This window comes from Pseudomonas putida (assembly GCF_028682635.1).
Taxonomy (GTDB): Bacteria; Pseudomonadota; Gammaproteobacteria; order Pseudomonadales; family Pseudomonadaceae; genus Aquipseudomonas; species Aquipseudomonas putida_AE.
In genome coordinates, this window is the sequence record NZ_JANHLK010000006.1 from 143,345 (window position 1) to 158,810 (window position 15,466).

The following is a 15,466-nucleotide window of genomic DNA, read 5'->3' on the forward strand; positions in this document are numbered from 1 at the left end:
TTTTGCCTTTCTCACAGGCACATCAGTCTTTTCCTGCGACTGCGAGACGCTTGATCCGCTTCTGTTTGTCTGCGTTCCTGACTAATGTGTGCTTGATGCTTTCACGCAGGGAGATCCATGGATGAACGCAAGACCTGACCCGACGCTCATTCCTCACACGCCTGTACCGGCCTTGCCGATGCAAGGGCTGATCGCTGTTATCGCGCCTGCAGGTCCGGCGGCGCTGGACACCAAGAAGGCCATCGCCTGGATGCGTGCTCGCGGTTATGCGCTGCGGATTTTCCCCGGGGTGTTCGAGAAGGACGGCTACCTGGCCGGCAGCGACGAGGTGCGACTCAATGACCTGCATGCCGCGTTCATGGATCCCGAGGTCGATGCGATCATTTGCCTGCGCGGCGGATACGGTACCCCGCGGTTGCTCGATCGCATCGATTTCCAGCTGCTGCGCCAAAACGCCAAGCCATTCATCGGCTATAGCGACATCACCGCGCTGCATCTGGCGATCAGCCGCTACGCGGGTTTCGTGACCTTCCACGGCCCGTTGCTCAACGCCGATCTGCTGGGCGAGCGGCTGCCGCCGACCGAATCCTCGTTCTTCAACATGCTCAGAGGGCAGTGCAGGGCCGGTATGGTGCTTGCCCATCCGGTTGGCCGCCCCTTGACGACAATCGTGCCGGGCGTCGCTTATGGGCGCCTTCTAGGCGGTAACCTGTCGATGATTGCCGCGACCATGGGCACGCCTTTCGAGATCGATGCCGCCGGTGTGATCCTGTTTATCGAAGACATCAACGAGCCGCTGTATCGCATCGACCGACTGCTGACCCATCTGCGGCTGGCGGGTGTGTTGCACAAGCTGCGTGGGGTCCTGGTGGGCGATATAGCGGGGGTAGAGGCACAGGCCCTGGATCGATTGCTGAAGCAGACCCTGGAACCGTTGTGCATCCCGGTGCTGTCCGGGTGGCGCAGCGGGCACTGCAATCCGAACCTGACGCTGCCGATGGGGGCGCTGGTGAAACTGGATGCGGGTAACCAGCAACTGGCGCTGGAACAAAACGTCGTAAGACGCTAAACCTCGCCCCCCCCCCGTGTAGGAGCGAGCTTGCTCGCGATGGACGTCAACGATAACGCGTGTTTACTGGCTAAACGCGGCGCCCTTGAGTCCATCGTCGGAACGCCGCCCGGAGCAAGCTCGCTCCTACAACAGTGGGTAAAGCCTTCAGCGGCTACGCAATCCTTCCAGCAACTTGTGCGTCGGATAACCATCCGCCGGCCAGCCAAACGACTGCTGGGCGCTGCGGATCGCCTTGCGGGTATTGGCACCGATGATGCCGTCGGCAGTGCCCGCGTCGTAGTTCTGCGCACTCAGCAGGTTCTGCAGTTCGATCCGCTCGGTACGGCTCAGGGGCAGGTCATCCTTGGGCCAGGTGCCGCTGATCAACCCGGCGCCATTGAAGCGCTCAGCCAACAGGCTCACCGCCAGGGCGTAGGACGACGAGTTGTTGTACTTGAGAATCGCGCGGAAGTTGTCGAGCACCAGGAAGGCTGGGCCGCGATAGCCTGCCGGCAACAGTAGCGCCGCGGACAGTTGCTCGGAGCCAGCCGGGAACTGGCCGCCGTTGGGCAGCACCACGCCCAGTTGCCGCCATTCGGCGACGCTCTTGCGAATCGAGCCATCGGCGAGGATGTAGTTGAAACTGCCCGGCAGCTGCACTTCAAAGCCCCACGGCTGGCCTTTTTGCCAGCCGGAGCTTTGCAGGTAGTGGGCGGTCGACGCCAGGGCGTCGGTGGCGCTGCCCCAGATATCGCGTCGACCGTCGCCATCGAAGTCCACGGCGTGGGTGTTGTAGGTGGTCGGGATGAACTGGGTCTGGCCCATGGCGCCCGCCCAGGAGCCCAGCATTTTCTCGGGTTCGATATCGCCTTGCTGGAGGATCTGCAGGGCGGCGATCAATTGCGCGTGGGCGAAACCGGGGCGGCGGCCTTCGTAGGCGAGGGTGGCCAGTGAGTTGATCACCGACTTGCTGCCCTGGAACTGGCCGAAGTTGCTTTCCATGCCCCATACCGCGACCAGTGCCTGGCGGTCGACGCCGTAGCGCTGTTCGATACTTTGCAGGATGCCGGCGTACTGCTCGACCAATGCCTGGCCTTTGCGAACCCGCAGCGGCGACAGGGCGCCATCGAGGTATTCCCACACCGGTTTTGCGAATTCCGGTTGGCTGCGGTCGGCGCGGATCACGCTCGGGTCAACGCTGACATTGGCGAAGGCGCGGTCGAACAGGTCGGCACGGATGCCGGCGGCCAGGGCGTCCTTGCGAAAACCCGCCTGCCATTCGGCGAAGGTCTGGGTTGGCTGGATGTCGAGATTTTCACCGGTTGGAACCACGGGTGGAATGACCGCCGGGGCGGTGGCGACAGGCAGAGTCTGAATCGGCTGGGCGTCGGCGGCGGTGGGTTTTTCCGCGCAGGCGACTAGCAAGATGAGGCTGGAGGCAGCGATCAATTGGCGAAACTGCCAACGACGGGAAAGACAAAGGGGCATGCACGGGTCCAGGGAAAACGAATCAGGTATAGACCTTAACATGTTGAGCGGTTGCTTGCCTTTCAGGCCGCCAGAAAGTAAGAAGCCTCCCAGTTGTCAGACTGGAAGGCTTCGCGGCGGTAGCTGCCTTTACCCTTGCCGGCTCGTTCCTGTCGGCTGCGGAACAATGGCTGGGCGATGATGGATTTGGCCTTGTTGGGGCCGCGTTTGGACGGCTTTTTGCTCATGATGGGCGCTCGCAAGTGAGGGGTTTTTGCGGGGCAAATCATCGGCCGAAGTTGGGCGGCTGTCTATAGCGCAAATGCATGTGTGTTTTTTGAGGCTGCGATCTTTTGATTTTATTCAGCAGGCAACGCCAATCGCTGCCCAGCCATCAACAACGTCAGGCGACTCAAGCTCATCCACGGCGAACCCGCCGCCTGGCCCTTGATCTGCGCGTCAATGCGCTGGGCTTCGAGCAGCAATTGCGCCCAGCGTTGCGCCGAATAGCGTTGCAGGGCCTTGCTCATCAGTGGTTTGCGCTTGTCCCAGACCGGCGGTCTGGCCTGGCTGAAGGCCTTGTCCAGTGGCGTGCCCTGGCTGTACTGCAACGAAATGTTGGCCAGCAGCCGCAGTTCCCGGGCCAGGGCCCAGAGAATCACCGGGGGCTCGACGCCTTCACCGCGAAGCCCTTCGAGCATCCGCAGCGCGTGGGCGGCTTCGCCATTGAGAATGGCATCGGTCAGGCCGAAAACGTCAAAGCGTGCACTGTCGGCCACCGCGGCCTGTACGGTTTCGATGGTGATCTGGCCGCCTTCGGCCATCAGCTTGAGCTTTTCGATTTCCTGGGCGGCGGCCAACAAGTTGCCCTCGACCCGGGCGGCGATCAACTCGACGGCGTCCTGGCTGGCGGACAGCCCGGCCTGGGACAGGCGCTGACGGATCCAGCTGGGCAACTGGTTGGCATCCACCGGCCAGATCTGCACGAACTGGGTCTGTTGGCCTTCGACCAGCGCCTTGCCCCATTTGGTTTTCTGCGCGCTGCCATCAAGCTTCGGAAGGCTGATCAACAGCAGCGTGTCTTCCGCTGGTCGCGAGCAGTACTCAATGAGCGCGGCAGCACCTTTATCGCCGGGTTTTCCGGAAGGCAGGCGCAATTCCAGCAGGCGTTTTTCAGCGAACAGCGACATGCTGGCGCCGGCTTGCAGCAAGGTTCCCCAGTCGAAACTGGCGTCGGCGGCGAACACCTGGCGTTCGTCGAAGCCTTGTTGGCGCGCGGCCGTGCGGATGGCGTCGGCGGCTTCCTGGCACAGCAAGGGGTCATCGCCACTGACGACGTAGACCGGCGCGAGGGCGCCTTGCAGGTGTTTGGCGAGTTGGGCAGGGGCGAGCTTCATAAGAGGGGGCAAACGGGGCGCCGGGGCGCCCCGTAAGGCTTACTGCCGAGGCAGTTCGATGGGAGACTGGCGCGGTGTTTCCGCTTCAGCCTTCTGCGCTGCTTCCAGCGCCGCGGCTTCCGCCTTGGCCTTGGCTGCCGCCGTTTGCTGCAACTGGTCCAGCTGGGCCGGGGTGAATTGCTGCAGGCGCAACATCATGCGTTGAACCAGCTCGCGACGCATTTCCCTGCGCGCATCGCTGGCTTCCTGGTCGGAACCTACCAGGTTGTTGCCGTCATGGATGAACACCTTCTGCACTTCGAGTTTGTCGCTCAGCAGGGGCAGGTTGCCCTGGCCGCGAATGTCATAGCTGAGCACCGTGCTCAGTTGATATTCGCCCGTACGACCGGCGCCTGCGTAGCTGAGGATGCGCTGGGATTCCTGCTGGTCAGTCAGGATGAGTTTGTAGGGGGCGCCGGTGTAGACGTTGACGCCGCTGCTGACCAGCGACTGGCGCAGTTGTGTCACGGTTTCGCCGTAGGCGTCGCGGGCGCTCAGGTCGAGTTCCTTGATCGCCAGTTCGGTGGTGCCGGTGCCACGTAGCTGGAAGCCACAGGCGCTCAACAGGACTGCGAGGCCTATCACCAGCAAGTTGCGTTTGATCATTGTGTTGCTCCCCTTGAAACCATGTGGGCCAATCAAGCGGCCCGAAAGGTTTTATTCGGCGCCTGGCATGGCCAGGCGCCTGATCCAATTAGCTGGCGACGATGTTGACCAGTTTTCCGGGCACCACGATCACTTTGCGAATGGTCAGACCATCGACGAAACGCAGCACGTTCTCGTTGGCCCGGGCGGCGGCTTCGACGTCTTCGCGACTGGCGCTGGCGGGCATTTCTATCTGGCCGCGCAGCTTGCCGTTGACCTGGATGACCAGCGTCAGGCTGTCCTGCACCAGGGCGCTTTCGTCCAGCACCGGCCAGGCGGCGTCGATCACCGGGTCGGCGTGACCCAGGCGATGCCACAGCTCGTGGCTGATGTGCGGGGTGATCGGCGCCAGCAGCAGGGTCACGGTTTCCAGGCCTTCCTGAACCAGCGCACGGTCCTGTTCGGTGCCTTGTGCGGCTTTTTCCAGCACGTTCATCAGCGTCATCACCTGGGCGATGGCGGTATTGAATTTGTGGTTCTGGCCGACGTCGTGGCTGGCCTGCTTGATGGCCTGGTGGATCGAACGGCGAATGGCTTTCTGCTCGTCGTTCAGGCTGGCGACGTCCAGTTTGCCCGGCAGGCCCTGGGTGACGTGCGTTTGAGCCAGGCGCCAGACGCGCTTGAGGAAGCGGTGCGAACCTTCGACCCCGGAGTCGGACCATTCCGCGCTCATGTCAGGTGGCGAGGCGAACATCATGAACAGACGGCAGGTGTCGGCGCCGAACTGGTCGATCATCGACTGTGGGTCAACGCCGTTGTTCTTCGACTTGGCCATCTTCTCGGTGCCACCGATTTCCACCGGCAGACCGTCGGCGATCAGCTTGGCGCTGATGACCTTGGCCTTGCTGTCGCGTTCGAGCTCGACGTCCGCCGGGTTGAACCAGGTGTAGGCACCGTTGGCTTCGCGACGGTAGTAAGTCTCGGCGATTACCATGCCCTGGGTCAGCAGGTTCTTGAACGGCTCGTTGGAGCTCACCAGGCCTTCGTCGCGCATCAGCTTGTGGAAGAAGCGCGCGTAGAGCAGGTGCAGGATCGCGTGTTCGATACCGCCGATGTACTGGTCCACCGGCAACCAGTGGTCGGCCGCCGATTTCTCTACCAGGCCACCTTCATAGTGCGGCGAGGCGTAGCGGGCGTAGTACCACGAGGACTCGACGAAGGTGTCCATGGTGTCGGTTTCACGCTTGGCAGGCTGGCCGCATTTCGGGCAGCTGCACTCGTAGAACTCGGGCATGCGCGCCAGTGGCGAACCGGCGCCATCGGGTACGACGTCTTCCGGCAGCACGACAGGCAATTGATCTTCCGGCACCGGCACGTCACCGCAAGTATTGCAGTGGATGATCGGGATCGGGCAGCCCCAGTAGCGCTGACGGCTGATGCCCCAGTCGCGCAGGCGGAACTGGGTGCGCGAGGCGCCCAGTTCTTTCTTGATCAGCGCCACTTCGATGGCGTCGAAGGCACCCGCGAAGTCCAGGCCGTCGAACTCGCCGGAATTGATCAGCGTGCCGTACTCACCGTAGGCGTCTTGCCATGGCGTCGGGTTGGTGTCACCTGCGCTTGTGCGCACCACGGATTTGACCGGCAGGTTGTACTTGTGGGCGAACTCGAAATCGCGTTCGTCGTGGGCCGGAACAGCCATCACCGCGCCGTCGCCGTAGTGCATCAGCACGTAGTTGGCGACCCATACCGGCAGTTTTTCGCCGGTCAAAGGGTGCTCGACGAACAGGCCGGTCGGCAGGCCTTTTTTCTCCTGGGTGGCGACGTCGGCTTCGGCGACGCTACCGCCCTTGCATTCGGCGATGAACGCTTGCAACTCCGGGTTGTTTTTGGCGGCGAGGGCGGCCAGGTGGTGCTCGGCAGCCACGGCGACATAGGTCGCGCCCATCAGGGTATCCGGACGGGTGGTGAAGACTTTCAGTGCACCGGCTTCGCCGATGGAGTCGACGTTGTACGGGAACTGCACTTCCATGCCGCGGGATTTGCCGATCCAGTTGCGCTGCATGGTCTTGACCTGTTCAGGCCAGCCAGTCAGTTCGTCGAGGCTCTCCAGCAGCTCATCCGCGTAGGCGGTGATCTTGAAGTAGTACATCGGGATTTCGCGCTTTTCGATCAGCGCGCCGGAACGCCAGCCGCGACCGTCGATCACCTGCTCGTTGGCCAGGACGGTCTGGTCGACCGGGTCCCAGTTCACGGTGCCGCTTTTCTTGTAGATCACACCTTTTTCGAACAGGCGAGTGAACAGCCATTGTTCCCAGCGGTAGTAATCGGGCTTGCAGGTGGTCACTTCGCGCGACCAGTCCACCGCCAGGCCCAAGCTGCGCAGCTGGGTCTTCATGTAGGCGATGTTCTCGTAGGTCCACTTGGCGGGCGCTACGTTGTTCTTCATCGCGGCGTTTTCCGCCGGCATGCCGAAGGCGTCCCAACCCATGGGTTGCAGGACGTTCTTGCCGAGCATGCGCTGGTAGCGGGAGATCACGTCGCCGATGGTGTAGTTGCGCACGTGCCCCATGTGTAGCTTGCCGCTGGGGTAAGGGAACATCGACAGGCAGTAGTAGGTCTCCTTGCCTGGCTGTTCACTGACTTCAAAGGACTTTTGCTCGTCCCAGAACGACTGGGCGGCGGCTTCGATTTCACGGGGCTGATATTGTTCGTGCATGGCTACTTTTGAACTGAATAGGGGTGGCCTAATCCTCTTCAATGCGACCTTGGACGGTGAGTGCGCCAATTCGGCGTTTCGGTGTCCAGAGGAGCTGGAAGTGGAGTTACAGGAAGCGCCGTAGCATACATGACCGCACTCTATCGAGGGAAACCCTGATTACTGCCGCGCGTCTCGCAAAAACCGCTGCGAGGGCCGTTGGTCGCGGCGTCCAGCCGGTTTGTCGATGGAAGCTAAGCTCTAAATGGGGAGTAGGTCTTATCTTCCAATGAGGTGAGGGATGGTTGAGTCACGGCAAAAAGCTACAAAACCGGAGTTGTACGAAAGACTGATCGATCGTTTGGGCATGGCCCTTGATGCAGCCAAAACAGCGGGTCGGCTGCGCGATGAACGCCCTTTGGAACTGGAGTTGCGTGGCTTGAGCCCCGCAGAGTTTGCACTGGTCAAGGCGTACCTCGATCGCAGTGAGCGTGAAACGCAGGGATGCTTGTCTGAAGCAGTGAAGCAACTCGATGCACCACGTTCGGCCAAGATCATCTGGCTCAAGGACAAAATACCTGGCAGAGACGCGGTAAAGGTCCGGTCCCTGCAGTTCAAGTAAGGCATAGAGCCATGCTCCACGGTTTTTTGAAGCATAGTCCTTCCGTATTTATTGTCGCATTGCGTCAACCCACTTAGGCTTCGGGCATCTTTAAGGAGATGCCCGATGCCTTTTCGCTATTTCGTGAAACACCTTCTGATGCCGCCCGGCGTCCTTATCCTGTTGCTGGTGCTCGCCTGGTGGTGGCGCCGCTCAAGACCGCGCCTTGCCGGATGGTGTTTTGCGCTGGGCGTGGGCGGGTTCTGGTTGATGAGCCTGCCGGTGATGGTGCAATGGGGCGCCGGGCTCCTTGAGCGTGAAGCCCCTTTGCCTCGCGACGAGTGGGCAACCCTGGCCCAGCGCGCCGATGCGATCGTGGTGCTTGGGGCCGGGCGCGAACGGGGTGACCTGGCCTGGGGCAGTGATCAACCCACCGGAATGGCCCTGGAGCGAGAACGCTATGCCGCTCGCCTGGCAAAGGCCTCGGGCTTGCCGATCCTGACCAGTGGTGGCTTGCATTACGGCTCGCCGCCCACCGAAGCCAAAATGATGGCTGACTCAATGCGCGATGATTTTGGCGTGGCTGTGCGGTGGCAGGAAGGGCAAAGCCGAACCACCTGGGAAAACGCGACATTCAGCGCCGAAGTCCTGTTGCCTGAGGGCATCAAGCGCGTGGTGGTGGTCACCCAGGCCTGGCACATGCCGCGCGCGGTCTGGAGTTTCCAGAAGGCCGGGTTTGAAGTGGTGCCGGCACCAGTCGGATTCCTGGGCGTGAACAACGCCGAGCCGCTGGGCGGCTGGATGCCGGAATTCAAGGCCATCTGGCGCAGCGGGCAGTTGTTGAATGAGGCAGTGGGGCAGATCGCTTATAGGCTTTTCTACCGCTGAAAAGCAAAAGATCGCAGCCTTCGGCAGCTCCTACAATTGGAATGCAATCCCCTGTAGGAGCTGCCGCAGGCTGCGATCTTTTGCAGGCGACACAAATCTTCAGACGGTCTTGGCCATCCGGCTGGCAATCAACGCCCAGCCAAACAACAGCACACAAACAATGATCAATGGCCACGACCGCCATTGCAGGTACGGTGTGAGGTTGTGCATTGGCACCACTTCGCCGTACAGGATGCCGCGTTCGAACTGCGGGATCTGCGTGGTGATCTGGCCAAACGGGTTGATCAGGCCGGTCACGCCATTGTTGGTCGCGCGGATCATCCAGCGGCCCGCCTCGAGCGCGCGCATCTGCGCCATCTGCAAGTGCTGCAGCGGGCCGATGGAGGTGCCGAACCAGGTGTCGTTGCTGATGGTCAGCAGCAGGTCGCTTTGCGCGGCAAGGCCGGCGGCGAACTCCGGGTACACCACTTCGTAGCAGATGAACGGCGCAATCTGGTAACCCTTGGCTTGCAACATGGCCTGGTCGGAAGGACCGCGGGCAAAGTCCGACATGGGCAGGTCGAAGAACGCGATCAGGCCCCGCAGCACATCCTGCAACGGCACGTATTCGCCAAACGGCACCAGCTTTTGTTTGAGGTAGGTGCCGTCGCCTTCGCCCACCACGGTAATGCCGTTGTAGAAACGTTTCTGCTGGTGGACGACTTCGCGGATCGGTACGCCGGTGATCATGGCTGAATCGCGCTCGGCGGCGAATTTCCCCATCATGTCCAGGTAGCCCTGGGCAGATTCCTTGAGCACCGGGACCGCGGTTTCCGGCCAGATCAGCAAGTCGACCCGTTTCGAACTGAAGCTCATGTCGCGGTACAGCTCCAATTGCGCGTTGAGCTGCGCCGGATCCCACTTCATGCTCTGTTCGATGTTGCCCTGGAGCGCCGCGACACTCAGGGGGGCGCCCGACGGGCTGGTCCAGGCGTGGTGCTTGAGCGCCAGGCCGGCCACCCACGGGCCTGCCAGCAGCACAACGCCCACGGCGATGAAGCCTTTGCGTCCCGTGCGCACCAGGCGCACGGCGTTGTAGATCAATGCAGCCGTCAGGGCCAGGGTGAAGGATATCAGCCACATTCCGCCAACCGGCGCGAGGCCGGCCAGGGGGCCGTCAAGCTGGCTGTAGCCAGAGTAGAGCCATGGGAAACCGGTCAGGAACCAGCCACGAAACGCTTCCTGGCCGACCCACAGCGCCGCGAAGGCCAGGGTGTCTGCCAGTGGTGCTTCATTGCGCCGCAACCAGCGCGCCCAAATCCAGGCGGGCAGGGCGAAGAACCAGGCAATCGCCGCCGTGAAGATCAGCATCAGGAAGCCGGCCAGCAGCACCGACGCGCCACCGAAGTGATGAATGCTGTAGTAGATCCAACTGGTGCCGGCGCCAAACAGGCCGAAGCCGAAACACCAGCCACGCCCCAGGGCCTGGCGTGGATTCAGTTCACGCAAGCCGGCATAGAACAGCCCGACCGCCAGCAGTGCCAGTGGCCAGATATCGAACGGCGCCAGGGCCAGGGTGGTGATTGCACCGGCCGCCACGGCCAGCAGGTTACCGGGCCAGCCGGGGCGGGTTGTCCAGCGCATTTCAATCCTTAGGTTTTACCGGGCGATAGGTGTCAGTCGCAGCAAGTGAATCCGCCGACTGTCGGCGTTCAGGATGCGGAAGCGATAGGCGCCGATTTCAGTGATTTCGTTGCGTTTTGGCAAGTGCCCGAACGCGCTCATCACCAGGCCGCCCACGGTGTCGAATTCGTCGTCGGAAAATTCGCTGTCGAAGAACTCGTTGAAGTTCTCGATCGGCGTCAGGGCCTTGATCAGGAAGTCGCCGCTGGGCAGTGGCTTGATGTAGCTGTCTTCTTCGACGTCGTGCTCGTCTTCGATGTCGCCGACGATCTGTTCCAGCACGTCTTCGATGGTCACCAGGCCCGCCACGCCGCCGTATTCGTCAATGACGATGGCCATGTGGTTGTGGTTGGCGCGGAACTCACGCAGCAGTACGTTCAGGCGCTTGGATTCCGGCACGAACGTGGCCGGGCGCAGCAGGTCCTTGATGTTGAAACTGTCGCCGTTTTCCCTGAGGATCAGCGGCAGCAAGTCTTTGGCCAGCAACACGCCCATCACGTCATCGTGGCTTTCGCCGATGACCGGGTAGCGGGAGTGGGCCGAATCGACCACGGCAGGCAGGAACTCGCGAGGTGTCTGGGTCGCCTTGATGCTGACCATCTGCGAGCGCGGGACCATGATGTCCCGTACCTGCAGGTCGGCCACCTGGATGGCGCCTTCGACGATGGCCAGCGCTTCGCTGTCCAGCAGTTTGTTCTGGTGTGCATCGCGCAGCAGCTCCAGCAGCTCCTGGCGGTTCTTCGGCTCGTGGGCAAAAGCCTGGGTGAGCTTACCCAGCCAAGACTTCTGCCCGTTGCTCGATCGATCTTCGCTCATAGCGATTACTCTGAATCCTTTGTTGTTTCGGTAGGGGGTACTTCGATTTCGTCGTCCGCGTACGGATCGCGATAGCCCAGTTCTGCAAGCAACGTTCGTTCCAGTGCTTCCATCTCTTCGGCTTCGTCATCTTCAATATGGTCGTAACCAAGCAGATGCAAGCAGCCGTGGATCACCAGGTGCGCCCAGTGGGCCTTGAGTTCCTTGCCCTGCTCGGTGGCTTCGCGCTCGACCACCGCCACGCAGATCACCAGGTCACCCAGCAGCGGGATGTCGAGAAACTCGTCCGGTACATCGGCAGGGAACGACAGGACGTTGGTGGCGTAATCCTTGTGCCGCCAGGTGTTGTTCAGTTCGCGGCCTTCAGCTTCGTCGACCAGGCGAATGGTCATTTCCGAGTCTGCGGTGCGCTGGCGCAGGGCCAGTTCGCACCATTGGCGGAACTCGGCTTCGCTGGGGGCGGGCGCTTGGGTCGCGATTTGCAGGTCAAGCTCAAGCATCGCGTCGGCTGTCCCTGGCGGCGGCATCATCGGCCGCTTTGGTTTCGAAGCGCTCGTAGGCTTCGACAATCCGCTGCACCAATGGATGGCGCACAACGTCCTTGGGCTGGAAGTGGGTGAAGCTGATGCCCGGCACATCCTTCAAGACTTCGATCACATGGTGCAGCCCGGACTTGGTGCCGCGAGGCAGGTCGACCTGGGTGATGTCACCGGTGATGACGGCCGTGGAGCCGAAGCCGATCCGGGTCAGGAACATTTTCATCTGCTCGACCGTGGTGTTCTGGCTTTCGTCGAGGATGATGAAGCTGTTGTTCAGCGTCCGGCCACGCATGTAGGCCAGTGGCGCGACTTCGATCACCTGGCGCTCGATCAGCTTGGCGACGTATTCGAAACCGAGCATTTCATACAGCGCGTCGTAGAGCGGGCGCAGGTATGGGTCGATTTTCTGCGACAGGTCGCCGGGCAGGAAGCCGAGTTTTTCACCCGCTTCGACCGCCGGGCGCACCAGCAGGATGCGGCGGATCTGCTCGCGTTCCAGCGCATCTACCGCACAGGCGACGGCCAGGTAGGTCTTGCCGGTACCGGCCGGGCCAATGCCGAAGTTGATGTCGTTACCGAGGATTTCCTTCACATAGCGCAATTGATTCAAGCCGCGAGGGCGAATCATGCCTTTCTTGGTGCGCAGGGCGACGGAGGCTTCGGCGGGCGAGTGGTTATCCAGCTCTTCGACGGCGGATTCCTGCAGGAACAGGTGCACCAAGTCCGGTGACAGCTCGGTACCCTTGGTTTCCCGGTACAGGCGGCGCAGGAGATTTTCCGCGGAGGTGGTGTGTTTTGGCTCGCCGATCAGCTCGAACTGGTTTCCGCGGTTGCGGATCTCGATGGTCAGGCGCTGTTCGATCAAGCGCAAATGCTCGTCGAATTGCCCGCACAGATTGGCGAAGCGGCGAGCCTCAAAGGGCTCGAGAATGAAACGATGTGGTTCGATGGGTGCGTTCAAGGTCGTATTTAGCCGCCCTGGGGCAATTGGAATGATTCAAGGATAGCGCCAGTGGCGCGGGTGCGAAAGCTCTTATACAGACCAATCTGATTCCCGCGTGTGGCGCTGTACCTGTGGGAGCGGGCTTGCTCGCGAATGCGGTCTGTCAGTGCCATTAATGTCGACTGACGCGCCGTCTTCGCGAGCAAGCCCGCTCCCACAGGGATCTTCGGTGTTATTGAATCAGCGAGCCCCGCAGCGAGTGTGGCTGTGCGGCGTCGATGTGCACGTCCGCGAACTGGCCGATGAGGGTCGGATTGTCGCAGCGGAAGTTGACGATACGGTTATTCTCGGTTCGGCCTTGCAGCTCGCCGGGGTCTTTCTTGGAATAATCGGTTACAAGAATCCGCTGAATCGAACCGACCATCTGTCGGCTGATCTCGAAACCTTGCTGGTTCAGGCGATGTTGCAGGGCGTTGAGGCGCTCTTTCTTCAGCTCTTCCGGCGTCTCATCGGCCAGGTCGGCGGCGGGTGTACCCGGGCGCTGGCTGTAGACGAAGGAGTAGGAGAAGTCGAAGCCGACGTCCTGGATCAGCTTCATGGTCTGTTCGAAGTCTTTTTCAGTCTCGCCGGGGAAGCCGACGATGAAGTCCGAACTGATGCAGATTCCCGGCACGGCGGCGCGTAGCTTGCGCAGTTTGGATTTGTATTCCAGCGCCGTGTGGTTGCGTTTCATCGCCGCGAGGATTCGGTCCGAGCCCGATTGCACCGGCAGGTGCAGGTGTTTCACCAGTTCCGGCACGTCGGCGTGGGCCTGGATCAGGCTGTCGGAGAATTCCAGCGGGTGCGAGGTGGTGTAGCGGATGCGGTCGATGCCATCGACCGCGGCGACCACGCGGATCAGTTCGGCCAGATCCGCCAGGCGACCGTCGTGGGTCTTGCCGCGATAGCCGTTGACGTTCTGCCCGAGCAGCGTCACTTCGCGTACGCCGTGTTCGGCCAGGTGAATGATTTCGGCAATCACGTCGTCGAACGGCCGGCTGACCTCTTCACCGCGGGTGTAGGGCACCACGCAGAACGTGCAGTATTTGCTGCAACCTTCCATCACCGACACGTAGGCGCTCGGGCCGTCGATGCGCGGCTCGGGCAAATGGTCGAATTTTTCGATTTCGGGGAACGAGACGTCGACTTGCGGCAGCTTGCTGATGCGTGCGGCGTCGATCATTTCCGGCAGGCGGTGCAGGGTCTGCGGGCCGAACACCACGTCGACGTACGGCGCGCGATCGCGAATGGCGGCGCCTTCCTGGCTGGCCACGCAGCCACCGACGGCGATCACCATGTCCGGGTTGGCCAGCTTCAGTTCGCGCCAGCGGCCCAGCTGGGAATAGACGCGGTCCTGGGCGCGCTCGCGGATCGAGCAGGTGTTGAGCAGAATCACGTCGGCGTCTTCAGCGCGCGCGGTGACTTCCAGGGCCTGGTGTTCGCCCAGCAGATCGACCATGCGCGAGCTGTCGTACTCGTTCATCTGGCAACCGTGGGTTTCGATGTAAAGCTTCTTGGCCATGGACAGGGTCATCACGTGATTCAAAGAACCGCGCATTATAGGGAACATGCACTCAGGTTCCTACCGCTGCGCGTCCGGCGGCTATGCTATAGTTCGCGCCCTCATTTTTATCCCCGATGTGTTTCGCCTGCCATGACCAAACGTGAAGCTCCAATCTACAAGGTGATTTTCCTCAATCAGGGCCAGGTGTTCGAAATGTACGCCAAGCAGATCTATCAGAGCGATCTGTGGGGCTTCCTGGAAGTGGAAGAGTTCGTCTTTGGCGAGCGCACACAGGTAGTCGTCGACCCGAGCGAAGAGAAGCTCAAGGCCCAGTTCGAAGGGGTCGTGCGCAGTTTCGTGCCGATGCATTCGATCGTGCGCATCGACGAGGTCGAGCGCCTGGGCACACCGAAAATCAGCGAAGCCCGCGGCACGGTCGGCAATGTGATGCCGTTTCCGGTGCCGATGCCTGAGAAGTAAGGCTCAAGACCGAGTCGCCTGCTTCGCGAGCAAGCCCGCTCCCACAATGGATCTCCAGTGAAGAGATTGAATGTGGGAGCGGGCTTGCTCGCGAAGGGGCCAGACAGATCAATACAGAAATCAGGGAAGCGGCGCGAACGGCGTACGCCCATCGGCGCTCTGCAATTCCATCAGGTATTTACGGAAAATTTGCCCCAGCACCTGGGTGGCGACTTCCAGTTCCTGGCGGGGCATTTGTTCGGCGACTTCGTCGGCGGTGTCGAGCGCTTCTTCCGCGCCGTTGACCGCGGCCATCTTCAGCACGATATACGCCTGAATGTTATTGGCCGGTACGCCTTCGCCATGAAAGAACATGGTGCCGAGTTTGAATTGGGCCTGGGCGTGGCCTTGCAGCGAGGCCTTTTCGAAGTAGCTCAAGGCTTTATTGAGATCGCGTGGCGCGTTTTTACCGTCGTAGTAGAACTCACCCAACTCGTATTGCGCTTGAGCATCCCCTTCATCCGACGCTTTCTGGCAGGCGGCAAGTGCCTGGGCCAGGTCTTGCGGCTGGGTATTGAGGGTGCAGCGACCCATCGCTGGGATTAACAACGAGTTACCGCCTGCTTGTGCGAGCGCGAGCAGGGGCTGAAGGAGCAACAGGCAGCCCAGTGAAAGGGCGCGGCCGGTGCGGTTCATGGGAATCGACTTACCTCTGAGGGGCGCGCGGACCCATCGAGGGGATCCAATAAGCGCGCATTATGAAATAAGCAGGGCCAACCTT

15 protein-coding genes are annotated in these 15,466 nt (G+C 61.3%); 4 read left to right on the plus strand and 11 right to left on the minus strand.

The annotated features are described in order from the left end of the window. Positions 1 to 121: 121 nt before the first annotated feature. A complete protein-coding gene (locus NPS56_RS09920) occupies positions 122 to 1,069 on the plus strand; it encodes a S66 peptidase family protein (protein ID WP_274074460.1) in 948 nt (315 codons plus the stop codon). A gap of 147 nt (positions 1,070 to 1,216) precedes the next feature. Here NPS56_RS09920 and NPS56_RS09925 read toward each other — a convergent pair whose 3' ends face one another. The 5 genes from NPS56_RS09925 to leuS all read right to left on the minus strand — a co-directional run bounded on the left by NPS56_RS09925 (position 1,217) and on the right by leuS (position 7,255). After that, positions 1,217 to 2,539 (minus strand): lytic murein transglycosylase, encoded by a 1,323-nt coding sequence (locus tag NPS56_RS09925; RefSeq protein WP_274074461.1) that lies wholly within the window; start codon positions 2,537 to 2,539, stop codon positions 1,217 to 1,219. Positions 2,540 to 2,601: 62 nt separating this feature from the next. After that, the gene (gene arfA, locus NPS56_RS09930; RefSeq protein ID WP_056855798.1) at positions 2,602 to 2,766 is read right to left on the minus strand and encodes an alternative ribosome rescue factor ArfA; all 165 of its coding nucleotides are present in this window, start codon (positions 2,764 to 2,766) and stop codon (positions 2,602 to 2,604) included. A 111-nt stretch (positions 2,767 to 2,877) separates the two neighbouring features. Continuing rightward, positions 2,878 to 3,915: a DNA polymerase III subunit delta gene (gene holA, locus NPS56_RS09935; RefSeq protein ID WP_274074462.1), complete on the minus strand. Its 1,038-nt coding sequence runs from the start codon at positions 3,913 to 3,915 to the stop codon at positions 2,878 to 2,880. Positions 3,916 to 3,954: 39 nt separating this feature from the next. Continuing rightward, positions 3,955 to 4,560 (minus strand): LPS assembly lipoprotein LptE, encoded by a 606-nt coding sequence (lptE, locus tag NPS56_RS09940; RefSeq protein ID WP_274074463.1) that lies wholly within the window; start codon positions 4,558 to 4,560, stop codon positions 3,955 to 3,957. 88 nt (positions 4,561 to 4,648) lie between these two features. Further along, positions 4,649 to 7,255, minus strand: a complete 2,607-nt coding sequence (gene leuS / locus NPS56_RS09945; RefSeq protein ID WP_274074464.1) for a leucine--tRNA ligase — start codon at positions 7,253 to 7,255, stop codon at positions 4,649 to 4,651. A 280-nt stretch (positions 7,256 to 7,535) separates the two neighbouring features. Between leuS and NPS56_RS09950 the strand changes: the two genes are divergently transcribed. Then, complete coding sequence (locus NPS56_RS09950; protein ID WP_274074465.1) at positions 7,536 to 7,856, plus strand: hypothetical protein; 321 nt, start codon at positions 7,536 to 7,538, stop codon at positions 7,854 to 7,856. Positions 7,857 to 7,961: 105 nt separating this feature from the next. After that, positions 7,962 to 8,723 carry a YdcF family protein gene (locus tag NPS56_RS09955; protein WP_274074466.1) on the plus strand — a complete coding sequence of 254 codons (762 nt, stop codon included), beginning with the start codon at positions 7,962 to 7,964 and terminating at the stop codon, positions 8,721 to 8,723. Positions 8,724 to 8,822: 99 nt separating this feature from the next. Here the strand turns inward: NPS56_RS09955 and lnt are convergent, their stop codons facing one another. The 5 genes from lnt to miaB form a co-directional block, all read right to left on the minus strand. Continuing rightward, the gene (gene lnt, locus NPS56_RS09960; protein WP_274074467.1) at positions 8,823 to 10,346 is read right to left on the minus strand and encodes an apolipoprotein N-acyltransferase; all 1,524 of its coding nucleotides are present in this window, start codon (positions 10,344 to 10,346) and stop codon (positions 8,823 to 8,825) included. 15 nt (positions 10,347 to 10,361) lie between these two features. Next, the gene (locus NPS56_RS09965) at positions 10,362 to 11,201 is read right to left on the minus strand and encodes an HlyC/CorC family transporter (RefSeq protein ID WP_046815833.1); all 840 of its coding nucleotides are present in this window, start codon (positions 11,199 to 11,201) and stop codon (positions 10,362 to 10,364) included. 5 nt (positions 11,202 to 11,206) lie between these two features. Next, entirely contained in the window at positions 11,207 to 11,701 is a 495-nt protein-coding gene (ybeY, locus tag NPS56_RS09970) for an rRNA maturation RNase YbeY (protein ID WP_274074468.1), read from the minus strand. Next, positions 11,694 to 12,701 carry a PhoH family protein gene (locus tag NPS56_RS09975; RefSeq protein ID WP_274074469.1) on the minus strand — a complete coding sequence of 336 codons (1,008 nt, stop codon included), beginning with the start codon at positions 12,699 to 12,701 and terminating at the stop codon, positions 11,694 to 11,696. The genes ybeY and NPS56_RS09975 overlap by 8 nt, the downstream gene beginning before the upstream one ends. A gap of 214 nt (positions 12,702 to 12,915) precedes the next feature. Further along, positions 12,916 to 14,244, minus strand: a complete 1,329-nt coding sequence (gene miaB, locus NPS56_RS09980; RefSeq protein WP_274074603.1) for a tRNA (N6-isopentenyl adenosine(37)-C2)-methylthiotransferase MiaB — start codon at positions 14,242 to 14,244, stop codon at positions 12,916 to 12,918. A gap of 132 nt (positions 14,245 to 14,376) precedes the next feature. Between miaB and NPS56_RS09985 the strand changes: the two genes are divergently transcribed. Further along, a complete protein-coding gene (locus tag NPS56_RS09985) occupies positions 14,377 to 14,706 on the plus strand; it encodes a DUF1820 family protein (protein ID WP_008066015.1) in 330 nt (109 codons plus the stop codon). 120 nt (positions 14,707 to 14,826) lie between these two features. Here NPS56_RS09985 and NPS56_RS09990 read toward each other — a convergent pair whose 3' ends face one another. Further along, a complete protein-coding gene (locus NPS56_RS09990; protein ID WP_274074470.1) occupies positions 14,827 to 15,381 on the minus strand; it encodes a tetratricopeptide repeat protein in 555 nt (184 codons plus the stop codon). Between the last annotated feature and the right edge of the window lie 85 nt (positions 15,382 to 15,466).